The organism is Pantoea sp. EA-12 (assembly GCF_030053355.1).
Taxonomy (GTDB): domain Bacteria; phylum Pseudomonadota; class Gammaproteobacteria; order Enterobacterales; family Enterobacteriaceae; genus Pantoea; species Pantoea vagans_C.
Genome location: NZ_JASGBY010000003.1, coordinates 1 through 24,283, shown reverse-complemented (window position 1 = coordinate 24,283; position 24,283 = coordinate 1). Strand labels below are relative to the sequence as shown.

Sequence of the window (24,283 nt, the reverse complement as noted above, 5' to 3'; positions counted from 1 at the left end):
TGTGTTAGGAAAACGCATAACAACGATGGCGATGAAAAAGTTGCTCATAGCGTCGCTGCTGTTTAGCAGCGCCACCGTGTACGGTGCAGACGATTTCGTAGTGAAGGACATTCATTTCGAAGGTCTCCAGCGAGTCGCCGTCGGCGCGGCTCTGCTCAGCATGCCGGTACGTGTCGGTGATACGGTTTCTGATGACGATGTCAGAAACACCATTCGTTCACTGTTCGCCACCGGCAACTTTGAAGATGTCCAGGTTCTGCGTGACGGAAATACCCTGATTGTTCAGGTGAAAGAGCGTCCGACCATTGCCAGCATCACTTTCTCCGGTAACAAAGCGGTGAAAGAAGATCAGCTGAAGCAGAACCTTGAAGCCTCCGGTGTGCGTGTCGGTGAAGCACTTGACCGCACGACGCTCTCTTCTATTGAGAAGGGGCTGGAAGACTTCTACTACAGCGTCGGTAAATACACCGCCAGTGTCAAAGCCATTGCGACGCCGCTGCCACGTAACCGCGTGGATTTGAAGTTTGTGTTCCAGGAAGGCGTATCTGCACAGATCCAGCAGATCAACATTGTCGGTAACAAAGCATTTAGCTCCGACGAATTGATCTCGCGCTTCTCACTGCGTGATGAAGTGCCATGGTGGAACGTGGTGGGTGATCGCAAATACCAGAAACAGAAGTTGGCTGGGGATCTTGAGACCTTACGCAGCTTCTATCTGGATCGCGGTTATGCGCGCTTCAATATCGATTCCACTCAGGTGAGTCTGACGCCAGATAAAAAAGGCATCTATATCACCGTGAACGTGACTGAAGGCGATCAGTACAAAATTGCTGGCGTGATTGTTAACGGCAGCATGGCGGGTCATTCGGCTGAAATCGAAAAAATGACGCGTATTCCATCGGGCGAGCTGTATAACGGCACCAAAGTGACCCAGATGGAAGATGACATCAAAAAACTGTTGGGTCGCTACGGTTACGCTTATCCGCGTGTGGTGACACAGCCAGAAATTAACGATGCGGATAAAACCGTTAAGCTGCACATTAACGTTGATGCCGGTAATCGTTACTACGTGCGTAAAGTGCGCTTTGAGGGTAATGACACCTCCAAAGATGCCGTTCTGCGTCGTGAAATGCGTCAGATGGAAGGTGCCTGGTTAGGCAGCGACTTGGTTGACCAAGGTAAAGAGCGTCTGAACCGTACCGGTTACTTTGAAACGGTCGATGTAGACACCCAGCGTGTACCAGGTTCTCCGGACCAGGTTGACGTGGTTTACAAGGTCAAAGAGCGTAACACCGGTACGTTCAACTTTGGTGTCGGTTACGGTACTGAAAGTGGCGTCAGCTTCCAGGTGGGTGTGACCCAAGAAAACTGGCTGGGTACCGGCAATACCGTTGGCATCAGCGGGACGAAAAACGATTACCAAACCTATGCGGAATTCTCACTGACCGATCCATACTTTACGGTGGACGGTGTCAGCCTGGGTGGCCGCCTCTTCTATAACGACTTTAAAGCTGATGACGCGGACCTGTCAGACTACACCAACAGAAGCTATGGTGTTGACGGTACGTTGGGCTTCCCGGTTAACGAAAACAACACCTTGCGTGTTGGCTTAGGTTACGTACATAACGATCTGTCGAATATGCAGCCGCAGGTTGCGATGTGGCGTTATCTTGACTCGGTAGGTCGCCATCAGGGACTGAATGATGACGGTGATTTCTCAGCAGATGACTTCACCTTCAACTACGGTTGGACATACAACACGTTGGACCGCGGCTTCTTCCCAACCAAGGGTAACCGCACCAACCTGAACGGCAAAGTGACGATTCCGGGTTCCGACAACGCCTTCTATAAAGCGACGTTGGATTCTCAGCAGTACGTGCCGTTGAACCGTGACGGTACCTGGGTAGTGCTGGGTCGTGGCCGTGTCGGATATGGTGACGGACTCGGTGGAAAAGAGATGCCGTTCTATGAGAACTTCTACGGCGGTGGTTCAAGTACGGTTCGTGGCTTCCAGTCCAACACCATTGGTCCTAAAGCTGCGTATCTGAACGATCACTCATCCACCTGTAATCTGACGGATCCTAACGGTATCTGTAAGTCAGATGATGCGGTGGGCGGTAACGCCATGGCGATTGCCAGCCTCGAGCTGATCACGCCTACGCCGTTCCTGAGCGAGAAATATGCTAACTCAGTACGTACCTCGGTGTTTATGGATGCCGGTACGGTCTGGGATACGAAATGGCAGAACACCGCAGAGACACGTGCGGCTGGCATTCCGGACTACAGCGATCCGAATAATATTCGCGTCTCTGCAGGTGTTGCCCTGCAATGGATGTCGCCGTTAGGTCCGCTGGTATTCTCATATGCCCAGCCGATGAAGAAAGTCGAGGGAGACAAGTCAGAGCAGTTCCAGTTTAACATTGGTAAAACCTGGTAAAGCTCTGAGCAAGGAAGTGAAAATACCGTCTTGCACCCGTGTCGCGCTAACGCGTGACACGCTGCAAACACACACGTTGAGGTAAGGAGTTTATAGTGAAAAAGTTGTTCTGTGCTGCTGCTCTGGGTGTTGCATTAGCTGCTTCTGCGGGTGCCCAAGCGGCCGATAAAATCGCCGTTGTGAACCTGAGCCAGGTTTTCCAGCAGTCTCCGCAGCGTGCCGCTGTTGCTAAGCAGCTTGAGGGTGAGTTCTCAGGCCGTGCTTCTGACCTCCAGGCGCAGCAGCAGAAAATCCAGGGCGAAATCCAGGATCTGCAGCGTAATGCGTCAACCATGAAGGCAAGCGACCGCACCAAGAAAGAGAAGCAGATTGCTTCTGAGCGTGCTGCCTTTGAACAGAAAGCGCAGGCTTTCGACAAAGACAACCAGTCTCGTCAGATGCAGGAGCGTAACAAGCTGCTGGCTAAAATCCAGACCGCTGTTCAGTCTGTAGCGAAAAGCGAAGGTTACGACCTGGTGCTGGACTCTCAGGCTGTGCTGTACTCTTCTGCTGATGCTAAAGACATCACTGCTGACGTTGTAAAACAGGTTAAATAATTGATGTCTTCAATTCGACTGGCTGATTTAGCCCAGCAGTTGGATGCAGAATTGCACGGAGATGGCGATATTGCCATCTCCGGCATTGCTTCTATGCAATCCGCCACCACTGGTCAAATCACTTTTCTTGCAAACAGCCGCTACCGCGAGCAGCTCGCTCTTGTCCAGGCTTCAGCCGTGGTGCTGACGGAAGCGGATCTGGAGTGGTGTAAAACGGCCGCCCTGGTGGTGAAAAATCCTTACCTGACCTATGCCCGTATGGCACAACTGCTGGACACAACGCCACAGCCCGCGCAAAATATCGCGCCCAGTGCGGTAATCGATCCCACTGCGAAGCTGGGTAAGAACGTGTCGGTGGGTGCAAATGCGGTGATCGAGTCCGGCGTAGAGCTGGGTGACGACGTCGTGATTGGCGCAGGATGTTTTGTTGGTAAGCAGACGCGTATCGGCCGTGGCTCCCGTTTGTGGGCTAACGTCACGATTTACCATGAGATCCAGATCGGTCAGGATTGTCTGATTCAGTCCGGTACCGTGATCGGTGCTGATGGTTTCGGGTATGCTAACGACCGTGGCAATTGGGTGAAAATTCCGCAGTTGGGTACCGTTGTGATAGGTGATCGGGTAGAAATTGGTGCCTGTACTACCATTGATCGCGGCGCTCTGGATAACACTCTGATCGGCAATGGTGTTATCATAGATAACCAGTGTCAGATTGCGCACAACGTTGTGATTGGTGATAACACTGCCGTTGCTGGTGGTGTGATCATGGCGGGTAGTCTGAAGATTGGTCGTTATTGTATGATTGGCGGCGCCAGCGTCATTAACGGCCATATGGAAATCTGTGACAAAGTGACCGTTACCGGTATGGGCATGGTGATGCGCCCAATCACAGAACCAGGGGTTTACTCTTCGGGTATTCCACTGCAACCCAACAAAACCTGGCGTAAAACGGCAGCGCTGGTGATGAACATCGATGAAATGAGCAAGCGCTTAAAAGCCATCGAACGTAAGGTCGGCAAAGACGACTAAACGCATCTCCGCGACCCGCTTTCATAATAAAGCAGCGTACTTTGTCTCTTCATCGGCTTAACCCGAATGAAGCAACAAGTCTCTCAAGAAAGCGTTACGCCACCGAACTGATTTGCGGCCTGCGGAGGATCATTTTGATCTGTGCAGGCCGTGTTATTATTGCCATCAGATTTTTTAGGACAGGAAGAGTATTTTGACAACTGAAACGCATACTCTGAAAATCGAAGAGATTTTAGAACTGCTGCCGCACCGCTATCCGTTCTTGCTGGTTGACCGCGTGCTGGAATTTGAAGAGCATAAGTACCTGCGTGCGGTGAAGAACGTTTCTGTTAATGAACCGTTTTTCCAGGGACATTTCCCTGGTAAGCCGATTTTCCCAGGCGTTCTGATTCTGGAAGCTATGGCGCAGGCAACAGGTATTCTGGCGTTTAAAAGCGTTGGGAAACTCGAACCCGGTGAACTTTATTACTTCGCTGGTATCGACGAAGCCCGCTTCAAGCGTCCGGTAGTACCGGGCGATCAGATGATCATGGAAGTGACCTTCGAGAAAACTCGTCGTGGTCTGACACGCTTCAAAGGCGTGGCAACAGTAGACGGCAAGATTGTCTGTGAAGCGACCATGATGTGTGCCCGTAGCCGGGAGGCATAATTAGTGATTGATTCAACCGCCAGTATTCATCCCAGTTCTGTTATTGAAGAGGGTGCCGTAATTGGCGCTAATGTTCACATCGGCCCGTTTTGCTTTATCGGTGCTAACGTGGAGATTGGTGAAGGTACGGTGCTCAAATCGCACGTGGTGGTGAATGGCCATACGCGTATCGGTAAAGACAATCAGATCTATCAGTTTGCTTCAATTGGCGAAGTGAATCAGGACCTGAAATATGCCGGTGAGCCAACGCGTGTTGAAATCGGCGATCGCAACCGCATCCGCGAAAGCGTCACCATTCACCGTGGCACCACGCAAGGTGGCAACCTGACTAAAATTGGCAGCGACAACCTGCTGATGGTCAATGCGCACATTGCCCATGACTGCGTGATTGGTAACCGTTGCATCTTCGCCAACAACGCAACCCTGGGCGGCCACGTGACGGTTGATGATTTTGCGATTATCGGCGGCATGACGGCCGTGCATCAGTGGTGCACCATTGGTGCGCACGTGATGGTGGGCGGTTGTTCAGGCGTGGCGCAGGATGTCCCACCGTATGTTATCGCGCAGGGCAACCACGCGACGCCGTTCGGCATTAACATCGAAGGGCTTAAGCGTCGTGGCTTTAGCAAAGAAGCCCTGCACGCGATTCGTAATGCGTACAAATTACTGTACCGCAGCGGCAAAACGCTGGATGAAGTGAAACCAGAGATCGAAGAACTGGCGAAACAACACAGCGAAGTGCAGCCTTTCTACGACTTCTTTGCCCGTTCAACGCGTGGATTGATTCGTTAATCCATGTCAGTGCGTCCCTTAACGATTGCCCTGGTCGCCGGAGAAACCTCCGGCGATATTCTTGGTGCAGGTCTTATTCGTGCGTTGAAAGCGCGCCATCCTGATGCTCGCTTTGTCGGCGTTGCGGGTCCATTGATGCAAGCCGAAGGCTGTGAAGCCTGGTATGAGATGGAAGAGCTGGCGGTGATGGGCATTGTCGAAGTGCTCGGCCGTTTGCGCCGCTTGCTGAAAATTCGCAAAGATTTAACGCAGCGCTTCACCGAACTCAAACCTGATGTGTTCGTCGGCATTGATGCGCCGGATTTCAACATTACGTTGGAAGGTAGCCTCAAGCGCGCGGGTATTCGCACCATTCATTACGTTAGTCCGTCAGTTTGGGCATGGCGGCAAAAACGCGTATTCAAGATTGGCCGTAACACCAATCTGGTGCTGGCGTTTCTGCCGTTTGAAAAAGCGTTTTACGATCGCTTTAACGTACCGTGCCGGTTTATTGGCCACACCATGGCGGATGCGATGCCGCTGCATCCCGATAAGTCTGCAGCACGCCGTGAGTTAGGTATTGCTGATGATGCTATCTGCCTTGGTTTGCTGCCTGGTAGCCGCGGTGCGGAAGTGGAAATGCTCAGCGCTGATTTCCTGCGTGCGGCGCAGTTGTTGCGCCAACGATATCCGACGTTGGAAATTGTCGTGCCGCTGGTGAACGCCAAGCGTCGTGAGCAGTTTGAGCATATTAAAGCCGAGGTTGCGCCAGAGCTACCGATGCATTTGCTGGATGGCAAAGGTCGCCAGGCGATGATCGCCAGCGATGCTGCAATTCTCGCATCGGGGACGGCCGCCCTGGAGTGCATGCTGGCGAAGTGTCCGATGGTGGTGGGCTATCGCATGAAGCCGTTCACCTTCTGGTTGGCAAAGCGGTTGGTAAAAACACCCTACGTATCATTGCCCAATCTGCTGGCGGGGCGCGAACTGGTCAAAGAGTTGCTGCAGGATGAGTGTCAGCCGGAAGCGCTGGCCGCAGCACTGGAACCTCTGCTTCATGCAGGGCCAGAGCGTGATGCACTGATGCACACCTTCAATGAATTACACCAACAGATTCGCTGGAACGCCGATGAGCAGGCCGCGGATGCCGTGCTGGAGATCGCCAATGGCTGAGTTTATCTATCCCAACGCGCAACGTATTGCGGGCGTTGATGAAGTCGGACGCGGTCCACTGGTTGGCGCGGTGGTCACGGCTGCAGTGATCCTCGATCCCGCTAACCCTATCGTGGGTTTGGCCGATTCGAAAAAGCTTTCTGAGAAACGTCGTCTGGCTCTGTATGACGAGATCAAAGAAAAGGCGTTGGCCTGGAGCCTTGGCCGTGCCGAGCCTGAAGAGATTGATCAGCTCAATATTTTGCACGCAACGATGCTGGCGATGCAGCGTGCCGTTGCGGGCTTGTCTGTCACGCCAGATTTTGTGTTGATCGATGGTAACCGTTGCCCCGCGCTGCCGATGCCCTCTCAGGCAGTGGTGAAGGGCGATAGCCTGGTGCAGGAGATCAGCGCTGCATCGATTATCGCCAAAGTGACGCGTGACCGTGAAATGGCCGAGTTGGATCTGCTGTTCCCGGAATATGGGTTTGCCCAACATAAAGGCTATCCGACCGCGTTGCACATGGAAAAACTGGCGCAGTTTGGTGCCACGCCTCATCACCGTCGCAGCTTTGCGCCGGTGCGTAATGCTTTGATTGATGCTGATGTGCTGGCCGCGCGTCAGCCAACTACGCTTTAATAGCCTGACGCTGTTTTAACCGGAAACTGATATGGCTGAACCTCGTTTTATACATCTGCGCGTCCATAGCGACTACTCCATGGTGGATGGCCTGGCGAAAACCAAGCCGCTGGTCAAAAAGGCGGCTGCGCTCGGCATGCCGGCGATTGCCATCACCGATTACATCAACCTTTGTGGTTTGGTGCGATTCTACGGTAGCGCGCACGATGCAGGGGTAAAACCGATCGTCGGTGCGGATTTCCACGTTGCCAGTGAATTGATGGGTGATGAGCTGACCCAACTGACGGTACTCGCCGCCAATAACACCGGTTACCAAAATCTGACGCTGCTGATTTCACGAGCCTATCAACGCGGCTACGGCATCGCAGGACCGATTATCGATCGTGACTGGCTGGTTGAATTAGGCGAAGGGCTCATCTTGCTCTCCGGTGGACGCCGTGGTGATGTTGGTCGGAGTCTGCTACGTGGTAACAGCGCGCTGGTGGCGCAATGTCTCAGTTTTTATCAGGAACATTTCCCAAACCGCTACTACCTTGAATTGACGCGCACCGGGCGCGCCGATGAAGAGACCTATCTGCATGCCGCCGTTGAGTTGGCGATTGCCGAAGGTGTGCCGGTGGTGGCGACCAATGAAGTCTGCTTCCTCAACGAGGAAGATTTTGACGCGCATGAAATTCGCGTCGCCATCCACGATGGCTATACGCTGGACGATCCCAAGCGTCCGCGTAATTACAGTCCTCAGCAATATATGCGCAGCGAAGAGGAGATGTGCGAGCTGTTCTCGGACATCCCTGAAGCACTGGAAAACAGCGTAGAGATTGCTAAGCGTTGTAACGTCACGGTACGCCTTGGTGAGTACTTCTTGCCACAGTTCCCCACCGGTGAAATGAGTACCGAAGACTTCCTGGTGATGAAATCGCGCGAGGGGCTGGAAGAGCGTCTGGAATTCCTGTTCCCGGATGACAAGCTGCGTGCCGAGAAGCGACCAGAATACGATGAACGTCTGGAGATTGAACTTAACGTTATCAACCAGATGGGATTCCCTGGCTACTTCCTGATCGTGATGGAGTTTATCCAGTGGTCGAAGGATAACGGCATTCCGGTTGGGCCGGGCCGTGGTTCAGGTGCAGGTTCATTGGTGGCCTATGCGCTGAAAATCACTGACCTCGATCCGCTGGAGTTTGACCTGCTGTTCGAACGTTTCCTCAATCCAGAGCGTGTATCGATGCCTGACTTCGACGTCGATTTCTGCATGGAGAAGCGCGACCAGGTCATCGATCACGTTGCTGAGATGTATGGCCGTGAAGCAGTATCACAGATCATCACCTTCGGAACCATGGCGGCGAAAGCGGTTATTCGCGACGTGGGGCGCGTGCTCGGTCATCCTTATGGTTTTGTCGATCGTATCTCCAAGCTGATCCCGCCCGATCCCGGCATGACGCTGGAAAAGGCCTTTGAAGCGGAACCGCAACTGCCGGAAATCTACGAGGCGGATGAAGAGGTTAAAGCGCTGATTGATATGGCGCGTAAGCTGGAAGGTGTGACGCGTAACGCCGGTAAACACGCCGGTGGTGTGGTGATCGCGCCAACCAAAATCACCGATTTCGCACCGCTTTATTGCGATGAAAATGGCCAGTTCCCGGTTACCCAGTTTGATAAGAATGATGTGGAATATGCTGGGCTGGTGAAGTTTGACTTCCTTGGCCTGCGCACGCTCACCATCATTGACTGGGCGCTGAAGATGATTAACCCGCGCCGCGCCAAAGAGGGGCTGGAGCCGATCGATATCGCCGCCATCCCGCTGGACGACAAGAAAAGCTTCGATATGCTGCAGCGTTCGGAAACCACGGCGGTATTCCAGCTTGAATCGCGCGGCATGAAAGACTTGATCAAACGTCTTAAGCCGGACTGCTTTGAAGATATGATCGCACTGGTGGCGCTGTTCCGTCCGGGGCCGCTGCAATCAGGCATGGTAGATAACTTCATTGACCGTAAGCACGGTCGTGAAGAGATATCCTATCCGGATATTCAGTGGCAGCACGAAACCCTGAAGCCGGTGCTGGAACCGACCTACGGCATCATTCTGTATCAGGAACAGGTGATGCAGATCGCTCAGGTGCTGTCGGGTTATACCTTGGGCGGTGCGGATATGCTGCGCCGTGCTATGGGTAAAAAGAAACCCGAAGAGATGGCCAAGCAGCGTTCAGTGTTCCAGGACGGTGCCGAGAGCATGGGGGTTAATGGCGAACTCTCGATGAAGATCTTCGATCTGGTAGAGAAATTCGCCGGTTATGGCTTTAACAAGTCGCACTCGGCAGCCTATGCTTTGGTGTCATATCAAACGCTATGGCTAAAAGCTCACTATCCCGCCGAGTTTATGGCGGCGGTGATGACCGCGGATATGGATAACACCGAGAAGGTGGTAGGTCTGGTGGATGAATGTTGGCGCATGGGGTTGAAAGTGTTGCCGCCAGACATTAACTCCGGCTTGTATCCGTTCCACGTCAATGATGAAGGTGAGATCGTTTACGGCATCGGCGCGATTAAAGGCGTAGGTGAAGGCCCGATCGAAGCGATCATTGAAGCGCGTAACGAAGGCGGTTACTTCAAAGAGCTGTTTGATCTCTGTGCGCGTACCGATACCAAGAAGATCAACCGACGTGTATTGGAAAAGCTGATCATGTCGGGTGCATTCGATCGCCTGGGCCCGCATCGTGCCGCCCTGATGAGTGCGCTCAGTGATGCGCTTAAAGCTGCGGACCAGCACGCGAAAGCGGAAGCCACAGGTCAGGCGGATATGTTTGGCGTACTGGCAGAAGAACCAGAGCAGGTTGAGAAGTCCTATACCAACATTACGCCCTGGCCTGAACAAATTCAGTTGGATGGCGAACGTGAGACGCTCGGGCTGTACCTCACGGGCCATCCCATCAATCAGTATTTGAAAGAGATCGATCGCTACGTTGGCGGCATGCGCCTGAAGGACATGCATCCAACGGATCGTGGTAAAGTAACCATCGCGGCGGGACTGGTGATTGCCGCCCGCGTGATGGTCACCAAGCGCGGCAACCGAATTGGTATTTGTACTCTCGACGATCGTTCTGGTCGTCTGGAAGTGATGTTATTTACCGATGCGTTAGATAAATACCAGCAGTTGCTGGAGAAAGACCGTATCCTGATCGTCAGTGGACAGGTCAGCTTTGATGACTTTAGCGGTGGCCTTAAAATGACCGCTCGAGAAGTGATGGACATCGACGAAGCGCGGGAAAAATACGCGCGCGGACTTGCTATCTCGCTGACGGACAGGCAAATTGATGACCAGCTTTTAAACCGTCTCCGCCAGTCTCTGGAGCCTCATCGCTCCGGGACCATTCCGGTGCATCTCTATTATCAGAGAGCAGATGCGCGGGCGAAGCTGCGCTTTGGTGCAGCGTGGCGAATTTCGCCCAGCGATCGTTTACTCAACGATTTGCGGTCGTTAGTAGGATCGGAGCAGGTGGAACTGGAGTTTGACTAAAACAGGAACATTATGAGTCTTAATTACCTGGATTTTGAACAGCCAATCGCAGAACTGGAAGCGAAAATCGACTCGCTGAAGTCAATTGGCCGTTCAGATGAGAAACACGATATTAATCTGGATGAAGAAGTGCAGCGTCTGCGTGAAAAAAGCGTTGAGCTGACCCGTAAAATCTTCTCCGATTTAGGTGCCTGGCAGGTTGCGCAGCTCGCGCGTCACCCGCTGCGCCCTTACACGCTGGACTATGTCCGCAACGCGTTTGATGATTTCGATGAGTTGGCAGGCGACCGCGCTTATGCCGATGACAAAGCGATTGTCGGCGGTATTGCCCGTCTTGATGGTCGTCCGGTGATGGTGATTGGCCATCAGAAAGGTCGTGAAACCAAAGAGAAGATCCGTCGTAACTTTGGTATGCCCGCTCCAGAAGGCTATCGTAAAGCGTTGCGACTGATGGAGATGGCCGAGCGCTTCAAGATGCCACTGATTACCTTCATCGACACGCCGGGTGCATATCCGGGCGTGGGCGCAGAAGAGCGCGGTCAGTCTGAAGCTATCGCGCGTAATCTGCGTGAGATGTCTGGCCTGAAAATCCCGGTCATCTGTACCGTGATTGGTGAAGGCGGTTCCGGTGGTGCGCTGGCGATTGGCGTGGGCGATAAAGTGAACATGCTGCAGTACAGTACCTACTCGGTGATCTCACCGGAAGGTTGTGCGTCGATTCTGTGGAAAAGCGCCGATAAAGCGCCACTGGCTGCGGAAGCGATGGGCATCACTGCCGATCGTCTGAAAGAGTTGAAGCTGATTGACTCAATCATTCCAGAGCCACTGGGCGGCGCGCATCGTCATCCAGTCGACATGGCTGGTGTGTTGAAGAAACAGCTGTTAGCCGATCTGGCCGATCTTGACGTGTTGAGCACTGAAGAGTTGCTTAACCGTCGTTATCAGCGTCTGATGAGCTACGGCTACGCATAAGCGAGCTGTGCAGAGTGAAGAGAAGCGGACTGAGGTCCGCTTTTTTTATGTCTTTAGTTAGGGAGGGCTTCGCTGTGGGCTCATTGCGTGGTCCAGTAAAGGCCAGTCCGAAGTGCAAGGCGTCCATTTACTCCTTGAACTGTCCTTAATAATGAGGGGCTCAAACAGACGACTGTGGATTGGGCAGCAATAAAAATCTAACCGGCCAGAGAAGGCCAGCCCGAATAGCAAAGCGTCCGGGCCATGGATGGCCCGGCAGATCTGCATGGATGCGTGTTTCCTTTGCGATCGGGCTGGCCTTTTCTGGCCTTTGCACCCAACTTTCAGCAATACCCCCTAAACAACGTGCTCTCGCATCCAGCCTTACATTTACTGTCAACGACTCCGCATTCCAGAACATTCACCTCTTACTTTTCGCTATCCTTATTCAGTGCCATAACACCACAGGAGGTGAGCATTGAATATTATTGCGATCATGGGACCGCACGGCGCGTTCTACAAAGATGAACCGATTCGCGAACTGGACGCAGCGCTCAAATTACAAGGCTTCCAGACCGTTTATCCCAACAATGCCAGCGACCTGCTCAAGCTGATTGAACACAACCCGCGCATCTGTGGCGTGATTTTTGACTGGGACGATTACAGTCTAGCGCTGTGTAGCGATATCAATCAGCTCAACGAATATTTGCCGCTCTACGCCTTCATCAACACCCATTCGCAAATGGATGTCAGCATCAATGAAATGCGCATGGCGTTGCAGTTCTTCGAGTACGCGCTTAATGCGGCTGACGATATCGCCTTGCATATCCGCCAATACACCGATGAATACATCGACAAAATCATGCCGCCGCTGACCAAGGCACTGTTCACCTATGTGAAAGAGGGTAAGTACACCTTCTGCACGCCCGGCCACATGGGCGGTACTGCGTTCCAGAAAAGCCCGGTGGGCAGCCTGTTTTATGATTTCTTTGGTGCCAACACGCTCAAGGCGGATGTGTCGATCTCGGTTACGGAACTCGGCTCGCTGCTCGACCACACCGGTCCGCATCTTGAGGCTGAAGAGTATGTGGCGCGAACTTTCGGCGCAGAACAAAGCTACATGGTGACCAACGGTACATCGACGTCGAACAAAATTGTGGGGATGTATGCCGCGCCAGCGGGTAGCACAGTACTCATTGACCGCAACTGCCATAAATCACTCACGCATTTGCTGATGATGAGCGACATCATTCCGATTTGGCTCAAACCGACCCGCAATGCGCTCGGTATTCTCGGCGGCATTCCCCAGCGTGAGTTCACCCGTGACAGCATTCAGCAAAAGGTAAACCACACGCCACGCGCCAGCTGGCCGGTGCATGCGGTGATCACCAACTCTACTTATGATGGACTGCTGTACAACACGCAGTACATCAAACAAACGCTGGATGTCCCATCGATCCACTTCGACTCTGCGTGGGTGCCCTATACCAATTTCCATCCGATTTACGCCGGTAAAAGTGGCATGAGCGGGGATCGCATTCCCGGTAAGGTGATTTATGAGACCCAATCAACACACAAACTGCTGGCCGCCTTTTCACAGGCTTCGCTGATTCACATCAAAGGCGATTACGATCACGACACCTTTAACGAAGCCTACATGATGCACACCACGACATCGCCGAGTTACGCGATAGTCTCATCCATCGAAACCGCAGCGGCGATGCTGCGTGGCAATCCGGGCAAACGGCTGATTAATCGCTCGGTAGAGCGAGCACTGCATTTCCGGCGTGAAATACAGCGTCTACGCGAAGAGTGTGACGGCTGGTTCTTTGATATCTGGCAACCGGAACAGATTGATGAAGCCGAGTGTTGGCCGATCCAGCCGGGCGAAGAGGACTGGCACGGCTTTACGCATGCCGATCGCGATCACATGTATCTCGATCCGATCAAAGTCACCATTCTGACGCCGGGCATGAGTGAACTGGGCCGCATGGCGGAAGAGGGCATTCCGGCCTCGCTGGTGGCGAAATTCCTCGATCAACGTGGGGTGGTGGTAGAGAAAACGGGACCCTACAATTTATTGTTCCTGTTCAGTATTGGCATCGATAAAACCAAGGCCATGAGCGTGTTGCGCGGTTTGACAGAGTTTAAGCGCGCCTACGATCTCAACCTGCGGGTAAAAAACATGTTGCCGGATCTGTACGCGGAAGATCCCGACTTCTACCGTAATATGCGCATTCAGACCCTGGCGCAGGGCATTCACCAACTGATCCTGCAACACGATCTGCCGCGCCTGATGCTTAAAGCGTTCGATGTGTTGCCAGAATCGAAGATGACACCTCACCAGGCGTTTCAGCGTCAGGTGCAAGGATTAGTTGAAACGGTGGATATCCGCGAGCTGGTGGGACGTATTTCCGCCAATATGATTCTGCCTTATCCTCCGGGTGTGCCGCTGGTGATGCCAGGGGAAATGGTCACCGAGGAGAGCCGGGCCGTGCTCGATTTCCTGTTGATGCTCTGCACTATCGGGCGGCACTATCCTGGATTTGAAACCGATATTCATGGGGCAACGCTCACCGAAGATGGCCGTTACCTGGTTCGCGTGCTACGGGAGGAGAACCTTGACTAAGTTCGGATAATTGCCTCTTTTCAGCGCCGCGCAGAGCACGTAGGGTATGCGGCTAACGTGAAAACCGGAGCCGCTATGCTGCAGATAAAACAGATCCACCACATTGCCATTATTGCCACCGATTATCAGCGCAGTAAGGCGTTTTACTGTGACGTGTTAGGCTTTGAATTGTTGGGCGAATACTACCGAGCCGAGCGCGACTCGTGGAAAGGGGACCTGGGGCTGAATGGCGTATACACCATTGAACTGTTCTCGTTCCCCACTCCTCCCGCGCGTGTCAGTGGCCCGGAAGCCTGTGGCCTGCGCCATCTGGCTTTTTGTGTTGAGGACGTGGAGCAGTCGATTGCTGCCCTCGCGGAGAAAGGCGTGGTGTGCGAACCGATCCGTATTGATGCCTTAACCGGTAAAGCCTGCACGTTCTTCCCCGATCCAGACGGTTTGCCGCTAGAGCTGTATCAGGCGTAAACTAGCGTCCGCTGTGGGTTGCAATCAGGCGGCCCGCTTTGATGGAACGCACTATGTCTTTTTCCCATCTTGCTTCGTTGCTGACACCCGACGCCCGCTGTGTGCTGGCGTTCAGTGGCGGGCTTGACTCCACGGTCTTGCTGCATCAGTTGGTCAGTTGGCAACGCCAGCTGCCGCAGCTGCACGTGCGTGCGCTACATGTTCATCATGGATTGAGTCCGAATGCCAATAGTTGGGCAGCGCACTGCCAGCAGATCTGCCAGCAGTGGCACATTCCCTGCGAAGTGCTGCATGTACAGGTTGACGGCTCCGCTAAGGGGATTGAGGCTGCAGCGCGCGAGGCGCGCTATCAAATCCTGTTTCAACAGCTGCAACCCGGTGAGTGCTTACTGACTGCTCAGCACCTCGACGATCAATGCGAAACGCTGCTGCTGGCACTCAAACGTGGCAGTGGTCCGGCTGGATTAGCCGCGATGCCGGTGCAGCGCCAAATCGATGGGCATCTCCATCTACGCCCGCTACTGGATGTAAGCCGCCAGCAGCTCGAAACCTATGCGGCAGAACACCAGTTACGCTGGATTGAAGACGAAAGTAACGCAGACAGCCGTTATGACCGCAACTTTTTGCGTCAGCAGATTCTGCCGTTGTTGCAGGCGCGCTGGCCGCATTTCAGTGCAGCCAGCGCGCGCAGTGCCGCCCTTTGTGGCGAGCAAGAGCAGTTGCTGGATGAATTGCTGGCTGAGCAGGTAACGCAACTTACCGACGCCCAAGGCGCACTGCATTTTCCTCCGCTGCTAACAATGAGTGAAGCGCGGCGGCATGCGCTGCTGCGGCGCTGGATTGCATCGCAGGGCGGCACAATGCCTTCACGTTCAGCGTTAAAACGTATTACCGACGAGGCGATGCTCAGCCGTGAAGATGCAAATCCTTGCCTGCGTTTTGGCCTGTTTGAACTTCATCGCTATCGTGAACAACTCTATTGGCTCATCTTACAGCCATCGCTAAGTCAGCACTCGCTAACCTGGAATGACCGCAGCTACTCGCTGCCATTACCCGGTGGTATAGGAGAATTGCAGGCCGATACGGCAATGGCCCTTTTACGCCAACCTTCCGCAGACGAATCGATCAACATTCGTTTTCAGGCGCGCGGTTATTATCATCTGCAAGGGCGTGCCGGCGGGCGTGAAATGAAAAAGCTGTGGCAGGAATTGGGTGTGCCGCCGTGGCAGCGTGAACGTATCCCTTTGATTTATTATAACCAGACGCTGATTTGTGCACCGGGGATCTTTGTTACCCGTGAAGGTGCTGCCAGCAATGAGCAAGGCTGGCAGGCGATCTGGTTAAAACAACAATAAGATGGAGAGCAATGATGAAATACTGGATGGCAACCGCGTTGCTGGCTGCTGCGTTGCCGGCTTTTGCCGACGGCGATGTGAATGCGGGGGCGCAGAAAGCGGCCACTTGTCTGGCGTGCCATGGCGCGGAAGGTAAAAGTGCGGTGCCACTCTATCCTAATCTCGCAGGACAACATGCACCCTATCTGCTGCATTCATTGCAAGCTTATAAAAAAGGCGAACGTAGTGGCGGACAAGCCGAAGTGATGAAAGCTTTTGTTGCGGGATTGAGCGATCAGGATATGGAAGATTTGGCGGCTTACTACGGTTCGTTAAAGCCTTAAATGAGGAGGGCGGAAAAATGCTTCCGCCCAGATGCAGGGGACTATTCGTCTTCGCTGACGATGACGGTGCCCAGTTCGGGATGGCTAAAGCTGGCGATGTGATCCAGCCGAAGTTCGCGGATTTCACCGGAAAGATCGACTGTCAGGTACTCCACGTTTTTACGTGAGACCATGTCCACGGCTTTCGCCTTGAGCTGATCGCCGCTTTTTAACTCTAAAGACAGCGTCCAGTGTTTGGTGCAGGCGAGTTCGAGGCTATCGTAGTCATCGCAGTTGATGGGTTTGTAGGCTTCATTCGTCAACATAGTCGCTCACCAATAAGTTTGCAGCAGCGTAAGCTGCTTGTTCCCTGACAGAAGAGTTTAGCGCAGAATTAGCGGCAATATCGTTGAGTGCGTTTAGCGCGCAACCTATCGCGTCTGGCACATACCCCAGGTCGCCACTACCAATTTCGGCATACTTCTGGCGAACTAACTCACAATACTTTTGCACATACACCTCCTCAGCAGAGCTTAAATACTCTGGTTGATACGCGACTATATCACAGGATTTTCATGGAAATCAGCCTGGGAGGCGCGGGATGTTTGCAAAGAAAAGTGTAAAAGTGACAGATAGCGCTGGTCTTAAGCATTTAGACGGCGCACAAAAGGTTAAGTTGATGAACAGGTTATTACACGACACAACGTCGTACTTAACGGCAGGTGACAGATGATCGTGCTGTCTCGAACGGTTTCACTTGCGGATAATGAAGTCGAGCTCAGTGCCATCCGCGCACAGGGCGCGGGCGGCCAGCATGTGAATAAAACATCCACCGCCATTCATCTACGTTTCGACATTCACGCATCGTCGTTGCCGCCGTTTTACAAGGAGCGACTCCTTGCGGCAAGCCACCATTTGATTACCGCAGAGGGCGTGGTGATTATCAAAGCTCAGGAATATCGCAGCCAGGAAATGAACCGCGAGGCGGCCCTGCAGCGGTTAATCAATCTGATTCGAGAACTCACTACGGTTGAAAAGGTTCGGCGGGCAACGCGTCCAACACGCGCATCAAAAGAGCGCAGGCTGGAGAGTAAAACACGACGCAGTAACGTGAAGGCGATGCGCGGGAAGGTGCAATAAAAAACGCCTCCCAAAGGAGGCGTTCAGTATTACTTATTCAGGGCTGTAGCCAGGAAGTTGACGATGTCGTGTTGCTTAATCATCTGTTTCTCGCTGGCTGAACGCGATTTGTACTCGATCTCTTGATTATCAAGGTTACGATCGCCAATCACGATAGTGTGCGGCACGCCAATCAGTTCCATATCAGCGAACATCACGCCCGGACGCTCTTTGCGATCGTCCAGAATCACATCGATGCCTTTAGCACGCAGTTCGTTGTACAGCTCTTCCGCCAGCTCTTTCACGCGGAAAGATTTGTGCATGTTCATTGGCAGAATCGCCACTTCGAACGGTGCCAGTGCAGCTGGCCAAATGATACCGCGCTCGTCATGGTTCTGCTCAATGGCTGCCGCGACGACACGGGTGATGCCGATACCATAGCAACCCATGGTCATAATCTGGTTACGGCCATCTTCACCTTGTACCGCCGCTTTCATCGCATCTGAGTACTTGGTACCCAACTGGAAGATGTGACCGACTTCGATACCGCGTTTGATCTGCAGCGTGCCTTTGCCATCTGGGCTTGGATCGCCTTCCACCACGTTACGAATATCTTCCACGCGTGCTTCTGGTAAATCACGTACCCAGTTGATGCCGGCAAAGTGCTGGCCATCAATATTAGCGCCCGCTGAGAAGTCGCTCATTTTGGCCACGGTACGGTCAGCAATCACTGGCATGTTCAAACCAACAGGGCCGAGAGAACCGAAACCAGCACCGATTGCAGCACGAATGGCTTCTTCGCTGCCCATTTCAAGTGGAGAGGCAACGATATCCAGATGTTCGGCTTTGATCTCATTAAGTTCATGATCGCCGCGCACCAAAAGCGCAACCAGCGAATGGCCACTCTCTTCTGTTGCTTTGACAATCAGCGTCTTCACGGTTTTTTCAACCGGGATCTGATGCTGCTCAACCAGCTCTGCAATGGTCTTGGCATTGGGCGTTGCGAACTGCGTCAGTTCCTGCGTTGCTGCTGGACGATCGCCTGCTGGCGCAACCGCTTCTGCTTTTTCAATATTGGCAGCGTAATCGGACTCGCTCGAGAAGATCACATCATCTTCACCGCTCTGTGCCAGAACCTGGAACTCGTGAGAGCCGCTACCGCCAATGGAGCCGGTGTCAGCCTGAACCGCACGGAAATCCAGACCCATACGGCTGAAGCTCTGGCTGTATGCGCGGTACATCGCATTATAGGTTTCCTGCAGCGATTCCTGCGAGGTATGGAACGAATACGCATCTTTCATGATGAACTCGCGTGAACGCATCACACCAAAGCGCGGGCGAACTTCATCACGGAATTTGGTCTGGATCTGATACAGGTTCAGCGGCAGCTGTTTGTAGGAGCTGAGCTCGTTGCGGATCAGATCGGTCACCACTTCTTCATGGGTTGGACCCAATACGAATGGACGGTCGTGGCGATCTTTAACGCGCAGCAGTTCCGGGCCGTACTGCTCCCAACGACCGCTCTCTTCCCACAAATCGGCAGGCTGAACCACCGGCATGGAGATCTCAATCGCGCCCGCGTTGTTCATCTCTTCGCGTACGATGTTTTCAACTTTTCGCAGGACGCGGACACCGGTCGGCAACCAGGTGTAAAGGCCAGAAGCCAGTTTACGGATCATCCCGGCGCGCAGCATCAGCTGGTGGCTGATCACTTCCGCATCGGAAGGCGTCTCTTTCTGAGTAGAGAGCAGATATTGAGTAGTACGCATTGATTACGATTCCAGTTGTACGGAAGGACACTGACAAAAATTTTTCTGGCGGCTAGTGTACCAGCGAGACCAATCACTCAAAAGCTTGTTTTAGCGCGGATCGAGGGCGATCACTTCGGTGCCGGCCTCATCGATACGCCAACGCACATTGAAGTCGAGTAGCCAGGCGGCATACTCACGATCTTCCGCTTCACCTTTTCGATAGGCAGGGCGGGGATCTTGCGCCAATACTTCAGCAATAAATCGCGCCAGTTGGGGGTGCTTTTTCTGCTGCTGGATTTGGCTTTGCGCTAACGCGGAGAAGCGAACCGGCATGCTCGCATCCGGGGCGCTTTGGGCAAATCCTGCGCGTGCATCGGGAAGGGCTTCAGCAAATGGCAGGTAGGGTTTGATATCCACCACCGGTGTACCATCGACCAAGTCCAGACTGCCAAGCTGCAAAATCACTTGCTGCTTTTCACACCGGATGCCTTTTAACTCGACCAGCGACATGCCGATGGGATTGGGGCGAAACGTTGAGCGCGTGGCAAATACCCCCATGCGCGCGTTGCCGCCTAAGCGAGGAGGTCGCACGGTTGGACGCCAGCCACCTTCCATGGTTTGGTGGAAGACAAACAGCACCCAGAGGTGACTAAAGTCTTCAAGCCCGCGCACCGCCTCTGGCTGATTATAGGGCGGCAGTAAGTGCAATTCGCCGCCACCATCCTGCACTAAGCCGGGCTGGCGCGGCACGGCAAATTTCTCTTTCCACGGCGAACGAATGACGCCGATTTGCGCAAAGGCAAAATCACTCATTGATTGGAAACTTTCAGTGCAGAGCCCTGGCAAATCGCCTGGCGATAGCAGCCTGGCGTGCTGGTGACGATTTCGCACTTGTGCAGCAATACCGCATTAGCTTTCATGTTCGCCGCTTTGATCTGCAGACGCTTGCGCGCGGTGTTGATGTTGGGAGGCGAATCCTGGCTGCTGCTCTGGCAATCATCAGCGGATACTTCACCCAGATCGCGGAACGGGTTGCTGACCAGATCGGTAGCGTCGGTATAAATTTTCACCGGCGCAGGGCGTGGAGTGGGTTTGCGTTCAGGTTCGCTGGATGACGCCTGTGGACGAACAGGGGCGCTGCTTATCGGGTGATATTCACGTACACACCCTGTTAGCATTAATGCCAACAAGCAGAGCGGTAAAAAACGCATATCAACATCCTCATAAATAAAAAGTGGCGTTATTGAATCAAGGACCGGATTAAATAACAAGTCAGCAAAAAGAAAGGGCGGCCGAAGCCGCCCTGCATGGCATGAAAGGCGAAAATTACCAGCCTTTCACTGCACCGCCGTTGAAGATTTTGTTAGCGGCTTCTGAAACTTCATCAGACTGATATGCCTGCACAAATTTCTTCACGTTCTCCGCATCTTTATTATCTTCACGGCTGACGATCAGGTTGACGTAAGGAGAATCTTTATCTTCCACGAAGATGCCATCTTTCGCTGGCGTCAGGCCAATCTGGCTAGCGTAGGTGGTATTGATCACGGCCAGGGCGATTTGTTGGTCGTCCAGTGAACGTGGCAGCTGCGGCGCTTCCAGCTCAACAATCTTCAGGTTTTTCGGGTTCTCAACGATATCCAGTGAGGTTGGCAGCAGGCCAACGCCATCTTTCAGTTTGATCAGGCCCACTTTCTGCAGCAGCAGCAGAGAACGACCAAGGTTGGTTGGATCGTTCGGGATAGCAATCTGCGCACCGTTCTGCAGTTCATCCAGAGATTTGATTTTTTTCGAGTAGCCAGCAATCGGGTAAACAAAGGTGTTGCCGACTGGAACCAGCTTATAACCACGATCTTTGATCTGCTGGTCCAGGTACGGTTTGTGCTGGAAGGCATTAACATCAATATCGCCTTTGCTCAGTGCTTCGTTTGGCAGCACATAGTCGTTGAACGTCACCAGTTCGACATCCAGGCCATATTTCTCTTTGGCAACTTTAACCGCGGTTTCTGCAACCTGCTGCTCAGCACCGACAATCACACCCACTTTGATGTGGTTTGGATCTTTAGCTTTCTGATCGCATCCTGCCAGCGCAATTGCGCCAATCAGAGCACCCACAGCGGCAATCTTTTTAAATGTGAAAGACATATCCTTTCCTTAATAGAGGACTATTGATGTTGTTTGCTTATTTATGGGACACAGCACGTACAATGCGGTCGCCACAGAACTGAATTAAGTACACCAGAACAACCAGTAAAATCAGTACGGTATTCATCACGGTGGCGTTATAGCCAATGTAACCGTACTGATAACCAATCTGACCCAGACCGCCAGCACCCACGGCACCGCCCATGGCGGAATAACCGACCAGCGTAATCAGGGTAATTGTAGCGGCATTCACCAGACCCGGCAGGGCTTCCGGCAGCAGCACCTTACGCACGATTTGCAGCGGGGTGGCACCCATGGCGCGTGAGGCTTCAATCAAACCGGTTGGCAGCTCCAGCAAGGCGTTCTCAACCATGCGCGCAATAAAGGGAGCCGCGCCGACTGTCAGTGGCACAATGGCGGCCTGCAGACCAATCGAGGTGCCTACGATGGCGCGCGTGAAAGGAATCATCCATACCAGCAGAATAATGAAGGGAATCGAGCGGAAGATATTTACCAGCGCAGACAACACGCGATAAAGCACGCCATTCGCCAGAATCTGTCCTGGACGCGTGACGTACAGCAACACGCCCACTGGCAGGCCAAGGACAAAACCAAAGAAGCCGGAGACAAAGGTCATCATCAGCGTTTCCCAGACGCCACGCGTCAGTAACCACATCATCGCTTCAGACATAACCCAGTACCTCTACTTTCACATGATTTTCTTGCAGCCAGGCAATGGCTGCCTGTGTATCTGTTTCACTGCCATCCATTTCGGCCAGCATGATGCCGAACTTCACGCCACCGGCGTAATCCATTTGAGCACTGATGATGTTGTTATTCACATTGAAACGGCGAGCGGCTTCTGAAAGCAGCGGCGCATCCACCGATTTGCCGGTGAATTCCAGACGCAGCAGAGGCACACTTTCGGCGGTGGCTTGTGGTGTCATACGCTGCTGGTAATCGTCCGGGATATCCAGGTGCAGCGTAGATTGAATGAATTGCTGAGCCAGCGGGGTTTTAGGGTGCGAGAACACTTCGCTGACGCTGTCTTTCTCAATCAACTCACCATTGCTGATCACCGCAACCTGATCGCAGATGCGTTTTACCACGTCCATTTCATGTGTGATCAACAGAATGGTAATACCCAGACGGCGGTTGATGTCTTTCAGCAGTTCGAGAATTGAACGCGTGGTGGCCGGGTCCAGTGCGCTGGTGGCTTCGTCACACAGCAGAACTTTAGGGTTACTTGCCAGCGCACGCGCAATGGCGACACGCTGCTTTTGGCCACCGGAGAGATTGGCTGGCCAGCTGTCGTGCTTGTCCGCCAGTCCAACTAACTCTAACAGCTCACTCACTCGCTTTTTAATCTGGTCACGTGACAGGTTGCCCAACTCAAGCGGCAGTGCGACGTTACCGGATACGGTGCGTGAGTTCATGAGATTAAAATGCTGGAAGATCATGCCAATTTGGCGGCGAGCCAGTGTGAGTTGCCCGGAGGAGAGGGCGGTTAACTCCTGGCCATCAACCAATACGCGGCCAGATGTTGGACGTTCTAATAAGTTAACGCAGCGAATGAGCGTACTTTTACCGGCACCGGAAGAACCGATGACGCCATAAATCTGCCCAGCAGGCACGTGCAGGCTGACGTTTGACAGCGCCTGAATAGTGCGTGAACCTTGCTGGAACACCTTGGTAATATTTTCGAGTTTAATCATTAGTTTAATAGTTATCGTGTTGCGTTGTCCGTGGTGTATCGGGTTTCATACTGTTGCACAGCGTGAAATTTGGATGGATGTTAAGGCATCCAGACGGCTAAATCAATCGAAGTCATTCAATCTGCCATTCTCTCGCTATACGCAATCATGCGATACTGAGCGGCACTATTTGCAGCAGGAGTTTCTACGTGACGAACAAAGTCCCGGCTATTTTCCTTGATCGTGATGGCACCCTGAATGTCGATCACGGCTATGTCCATGAAATCGATAATTTTGAATTTATTGATGGCACCATTGAAGCGTTACAGGCGCTTAAAAAGATGGGTTATGCATTGGTGCTGGTGACCAACCAGTCGGGTATTGCGCGCGGCATGTTTACTGAAGACCAGTTTATGCAGCTCACCGAATGGATGGATTGGTCGCTGGCGGATCGCGATGTCGATCTCGACGGTATCTATTTCTGTCCGCATCTACCCGATGCAACAGTAGAAGAGTATCGCCAGGCGTGCGATTGCCGTAAGCCGCAACCCGGTATGCTGCTGTCTGCACAGAAGCATCTGAACATCGATATGGCTGCTTCTTATATGGTAGGCGACAAAATAGAAGATATGCAGGCTGCGCAGGCGGCGGGTGTCGGCACAAAAGTGCTGGTGCGCAGCGGAAAACCGGTAACTGCAGAAGGTGAAGCAGCGGCTGATTGGGTGCTTAATAGCCTGGCTGAGTTGCCTGGACGGCTTAAAAAGGCCTAAAAACGGGCCTTTTGCACAAATCTTAATCGAACGATAAAAAAGTTGAAATTTACGCTTGCGCTTCCTCAGAGTCTGCCTATAATGCGCCACCACTGAGACGGCAAAGCGGCAACGCAGACGGCTCAGCAGGGCGTGAAGTGATTCACCCCGCCGGAGAAAAAACACTGAAAAAAGTGTTTGACTCTGAAGGAGGAAAGCGTAATATACGCCACCTCGCAACAGCAGCTTAAGGCGCTGATTGCACCGCTCTTTAACAATTTATCAGACAATCTGTGTGGGCACTCGCAGGATTGATATCAACGTCTCCGGACGTAAAA

At 53.0% G+C, this 24,283-nt stretch carries 23 protein-coding genes; 15 read left to right on the top strand and 8 right to left on the bottom strand.

All coding sequences use genetic code 11. The annotated features are described in order from the left end of the window. The first annotated feature begins 25 nt into the window (after positions 1 to 25). From bamA to QMZ30_RS05355, 13 genes are all read left to right on the top strand, one after another. Positions 26 to 2,437, top strand: a complete 2,412-nt coding sequence (gene bamA / locus QMZ30_RS05415; protein WP_283226845.1) for an outer membrane protein assembly factor BamA — start codon at positions 26 to 28, stop codon at positions 2,435 to 2,437. 95 nt (positions 2,438 to 2,532) lie between these two features. Further along, positions 2,533 to 3,033, top strand: coding sequence for an OmpH family outer membrane protein (locus QMZ30_RS05410; protein WP_039331207.1), 501 nt, complete (start codon positions 2,533 to 2,535; stop codon positions 3,031 to 3,033). Positions 3,034 to 3,036: 3 nt separating this feature from the next. Next, entirely contained in the window at positions 3,037 to 4,062 is a 1,026-nt protein-coding gene (gene lpxD / locus QMZ30_RS05405) for a UDP-3-O-(3-hydroxymyristoyl)glucosamine N-acyltransferase (RefSeq protein ID WP_039331205.1), read from the top strand. 193 nt (positions 4,063 to 4,255) lie between these two features. Then, the gene (gene fabZ / locus QMZ30_RS05400) at positions 4,256 to 4,711 is read left to right on the top strand and encodes a 3-hydroxyacyl-ACP dehydratase FabZ (RefSeq protein WP_013507953.1); all 456 of its coding nucleotides are present in this window, start codon (positions 4,256 to 4,258) and stop codon (positions 4,709 to 4,711) included. Positions 4,712 to 4,714: 3 nt separating this feature from the next. After that, positions 4,715 to 5,503, top strand: coding sequence for an acyl-ACP--UDP-N-acetylglucosamine O-acyltransferase (gene lpxA, locus QMZ30_RS05395; RefSeq protein ID WP_058972675.1), 789 nt, complete (start codon positions 4,715 to 4,717; stop codon positions 5,501 to 5,503). Between the two features lie 3 nt (positions 5,504 to 5,506). Next, positions 5,507 to 6,655, top strand: a complete 1,149-nt coding sequence (gene lpxB / locus QMZ30_RS05390) for a lipid-A-disaccharide synthase (protein ID WP_283226641.1) — start codon at positions 5,507 to 5,509, stop codon at positions 6,653 to 6,655. Beyond that, positions 6,648 to 7,274 (top strand): ribonuclease HII, encoded by a 627-nt coding sequence (gene rnhB, locus QMZ30_RS05385; RefSeq protein ID WP_283226640.1) that lies wholly within the window; start codon positions 6,648 to 6,650, stop codon positions 7,272 to 7,274. The genes lpxB and rnhB overlap by 8 nt, the downstream gene beginning before the upstream one ends. A gap of 31 nt (positions 7,275 to 7,305) precedes the next feature. Next, entirely contained in the window at positions 7,306 to 10,788 is a 3,483-nt protein-coding gene (dnaE, locus tag QMZ30_RS05380; RefSeq protein WP_283226639.1) for a DNA polymerase III subunit alpha, read from the top strand. Positions 10,789 to 10,800: 12 nt separating this feature from the next. Continuing rightward, a complete protein-coding gene (accA, locus tag QMZ30_RS05375; RefSeq protein ID WP_283226638.1) occupies positions 10,801 to 11,760 on the top strand; it encodes an acetyl-CoA carboxylase carboxyl transferase subunit alpha in 960 nt (319 codons plus the stop codon). A gap of 457 nt (positions 11,761 to 12,217) precedes the next feature. Continuing rightward, positions 12,218 to 14,368 carry a lysine decarboxylase LdcC gene (locus tag QMZ30_RS05370; RefSeq protein WP_283226637.1) on the top strand — a complete coding sequence of 717 codons (2,151 nt, stop codon included), beginning with the start codon at positions 12,218 to 12,220 and terminating at the stop codon, positions 14,366 to 14,368. A gap of 75 nt (positions 14,369 to 14,443) precedes the next feature. Continuing rightward, positions 14,444 to 14,833, top strand: a complete 390-nt coding sequence (locus QMZ30_RS05365) for a VOC family protein (RefSeq protein ID WP_283226636.1) — start codon at positions 14,444 to 14,446, stop codon at positions 14,831 to 14,833. Between the two features lie 53 nt (positions 14,834 to 14,886). Next, a complete protein-coding gene (gene tilS / locus QMZ30_RS05360; RefSeq protein ID WP_283226635.1) occupies positions 14,887 to 16,188 on the top strand; it encodes a tRNA lysidine(34) synthetase TilS in 1,302 nt (433 codons plus the stop codon). 14 nt (positions 16,189 to 16,202) lie between these two features. After that, positions 16,203 to 16,511 (top strand): c-type cytochrome, encoded by a 309-nt coding sequence (locus tag QMZ30_RS05355; protein ID WP_283226844.1) that lies wholly within the window; start codon positions 16,203 to 16,205, stop codon positions 16,509 to 16,511. Between the two features lie 41 nt (positions 16,512 to 16,552). On the opposite strand, the gene rof is transcribed toward QMZ30_RS05355, so the two are convergent. Both rof and QMZ30_RS05345 read right to left on the bottom strand, forming a co-directional pair. After that, positions 16,553 to 16,816 carry a Rho-binding antiterminator gene (rof, locus tag QMZ30_RS05350; RefSeq protein WP_039331186.1) on the bottom strand — a complete coding sequence of 88 codons (264 nt, stop codon included), beginning with the start codon at positions 16,814 to 16,816 and terminating at the stop codon, positions 16,553 to 16,555. Continuing rightward, a complete protein-coding gene (locus tag QMZ30_RS05345; protein ID WP_013507964.1) occupies positions 16,803 to 17,003 on the bottom strand; it encodes a YaeP family protein in 201 nt (66 codons plus the stop codon). The genes rof and QMZ30_RS05345 overlap by 14 nt, the downstream gene beginning before the upstream one ends. Before the next feature lie 216 nt (positions 17,004 to 17,219). Between QMZ30_RS05345 and arfB the strand changes: the two genes are divergently transcribed. Further along, complete coding sequence (gene arfB / locus QMZ30_RS05340) at positions 17,220 to 17,630, top strand: alternative ribosome rescue aminoacyl-tRNA hydrolase ArfB (RefSeq protein WP_283226634.1); 411 nt, start codon at positions 17,220 to 17,222, stop codon at positions 17,628 to 17,630. 29 nt (positions 17,631 to 17,659) lie between these two features. Here the strand turns inward: arfB and proS are convergent, their stop codons facing one another. The 6 genes from proS to metN all read right to left on the bottom strand — a co-directional run bounded on the left by proS (position 17,660) and on the right by metN (position 23,217). Then, positions 17,660 to 19,378, bottom strand: a complete 1,719-nt coding sequence (gene proS, locus QMZ30_RS05335) for a proline--tRNA ligase (RefSeq protein WP_283226633.1) — start codon at positions 19,376 to 19,378, stop codon at positions 17,660 to 17,662. Between the two features lie 90 nt (positions 19,379 to 19,468). Then, entirely contained in the window at positions 19,469 to 20,173 is a 705-nt protein-coding gene (gene tsaA, locus QMZ30_RS05330) for a tRNA (N6-threonylcarbamoyladenosine(37)-N6)-methyltransferase TrmO (RefSeq protein ID WP_283226632.1), read from the bottom strand. Then, on the bottom strand, positions 20,170 to 20,571 hold the full coding sequence (gene rcsF, locus QMZ30_RS05325) for an envelope stress sensor lipoprotein RcsF (RefSeq protein WP_039331175.1): 402 nt from the start codon (positions 20,569 to 20,571) through the stop codon (positions 20,170 to 20,172). The genes tsaA and rcsF overlap by 4 nt, the downstream gene beginning before the upstream one ends. Positions 20,572 to 20,686: 115 nt before the next feature. Further along, positions 20,687 to 21,502 carry a MetQ/NlpA family lipoprotein gene (locus QMZ30_RS05320; RefSeq protein WP_039331173.1) on the bottom strand — a complete coding sequence of 272 codons (816 nt, stop codon included), beginning with the start codon at positions 21,500 to 21,502 and terminating at the stop codon, positions 20,687 to 20,689. Between the two features lie 37 nt (positions 21,503 to 21,539). Continuing rightward, the gene (locus QMZ30_RS05315) at positions 21,540 to 22,193 is read right to left on the bottom strand and encodes a methionine ABC transporter permease MetI (protein WP_058972665.1); all 654 of its coding nucleotides are present in this window, start codon (positions 22,191 to 22,193) and stop codon (positions 21,540 to 21,542) included. Beyond that, positions 22,186 to 23,217: a methionine ABC transporter ATP-binding protein MetN gene (gene metN, locus QMZ30_RS05310; protein WP_283226631.1), complete on the bottom strand. Its 1,032-nt coding sequence runs from the start codon at positions 23,215 to 23,217 to the stop codon at positions 22,186 to 22,188. The genes QMZ30_RS05315 and metN overlap by 8 nt, the downstream gene beginning before the upstream one ends. Before the next feature lie 188 nt (positions 23,218 to 23,405). On the opposite strand from metN, the gene gmhB reads away from it, so the two are divergent. Continuing rightward, entirely contained in the window at positions 23,406 to 23,966 is a 561-nt protein-coding gene (gene gmhB / locus QMZ30_RS05305) for a D-glycero-beta-D-manno-heptose 1,7-bisphosphate 7-phosphatase (RefSeq protein ID WP_058972663.1), read from the top strand. Positions 23,967 to 24,283: the final 317 nt, after the last annotated feature.

Excerpts from the sequence above, each read along its gene's own strand:
- bamA (WP_283226845.1), top strand. The coding sequence starts at position 26 with ATGGCGATGAAAAAGTTGCTCATAGCGTCGCTGCTGTTTAGCAGCGCC.
- lpxD (WP_039331205.1), top strand. The coding sequence starts at position 3,037 with ATGTCTTCAATTCGACTGGCTGATTTAGCCCAGCAGTTGGATGCAGAA.
- lpxB (WP_283226641.1), top strand. The coding sequence starts at position 5,507 with ATGTCAGTGCGTCCCTTAACGATTGCCCTGGTCGCCGGAGAAACCTCC.
- rnhB (WP_283226640.1), top strand. The coding sequence starts at position 6,648 with ATGGCTGAGTTTATCTATCCCAACGCGCAACGTATTGCGGGCGTTGAT.
- dnaE (WP_283226639.1), top strand. The coding sequence starts at position 7,306 with ATGGCTGAACCTCGTTTTATACATCTGCGCGTCCATAGCGACTACTCC.
- accA (WP_283226638.1), top strand. The coding sequence starts at position 10,801 with ATGAGTCTTAATTACCTGGATTTTGAACAGCCAATCGCAGAACTGGAA.
- QMZ30_RS05365 (WP_283226636.1), top strand. The coding sequence starts at position 14,444 with ATGCTGCAGATAAAACAGATCCACCACATTGCCATTATTGCCACCGAT.
- tilS (WP_283226635.1), top strand. The coding sequence starts at position 14,887 with ATGTCTTTTTCCCATCTTGCTTCGTTGCTGACACCCGACGCCCGCTGT.
- QMZ30_RS05355 (WP_283226844.1), top strand. The coding sequence starts at position 16,203 with ATGAAATACTGGATGGCAACCGCGTTGCTGGCTGCTGCGTTGCCGGCT.
- rof (WP_039331186.1), bottom strand. The coding sequence starts at position 16,816 with ATGTTGACGAATGAAGCCTACAAACCCATCAACTGCGATGACTACGAT.
- arfB (WP_283226634.1), top strand. The coding sequence starts at position 17,220 with ATGATCGTGCTGTCTCGAACGGTTTCACTTGCGGATAATGAAGTCGAG.
- proS (WP_283226633.1), bottom strand. The coding sequence starts at position 19,378 with ATGCGTACTACTCAATATCTGCTCTCTACTCAGAAAGAGACGCCTTCC.
- tsaA (WP_283226632.1), bottom strand. The coding sequence starts at position 20,173 with ATGAGTGATTTTGCCTTTGCGCAAATCGGCGTCATTCGTTCGCCGTGG.
- rcsF (WP_039331175.1), bottom strand. The coding sequence starts at position 20,571 with ATGCGTTTTTTACCGCTCTGCTTGTTGGCATTAATGCTAACAGGGTGT.
- QMZ30_RS05320 (WP_039331173.1), bottom strand. The coding sequence starts at position 21,502 with ATGTCTTTCACATTTAAAAAGATTGCCGCTGTGGGTGCTCTGATTGGC.
- QMZ30_RS05315 (WP_058972665.1), bottom strand. The coding sequence starts at position 22,193 with ATGTCTGAAGCGATGATGTGGTTACTGACGCGTGGCGTCTGGGAAACG.
- metN (WP_283226631.1), bottom strand. The coding sequence starts at position 23,217 with ATGATTAAACTCGAAAATATTACCAAGGTGTTCCAGCAAGGTTCACGC.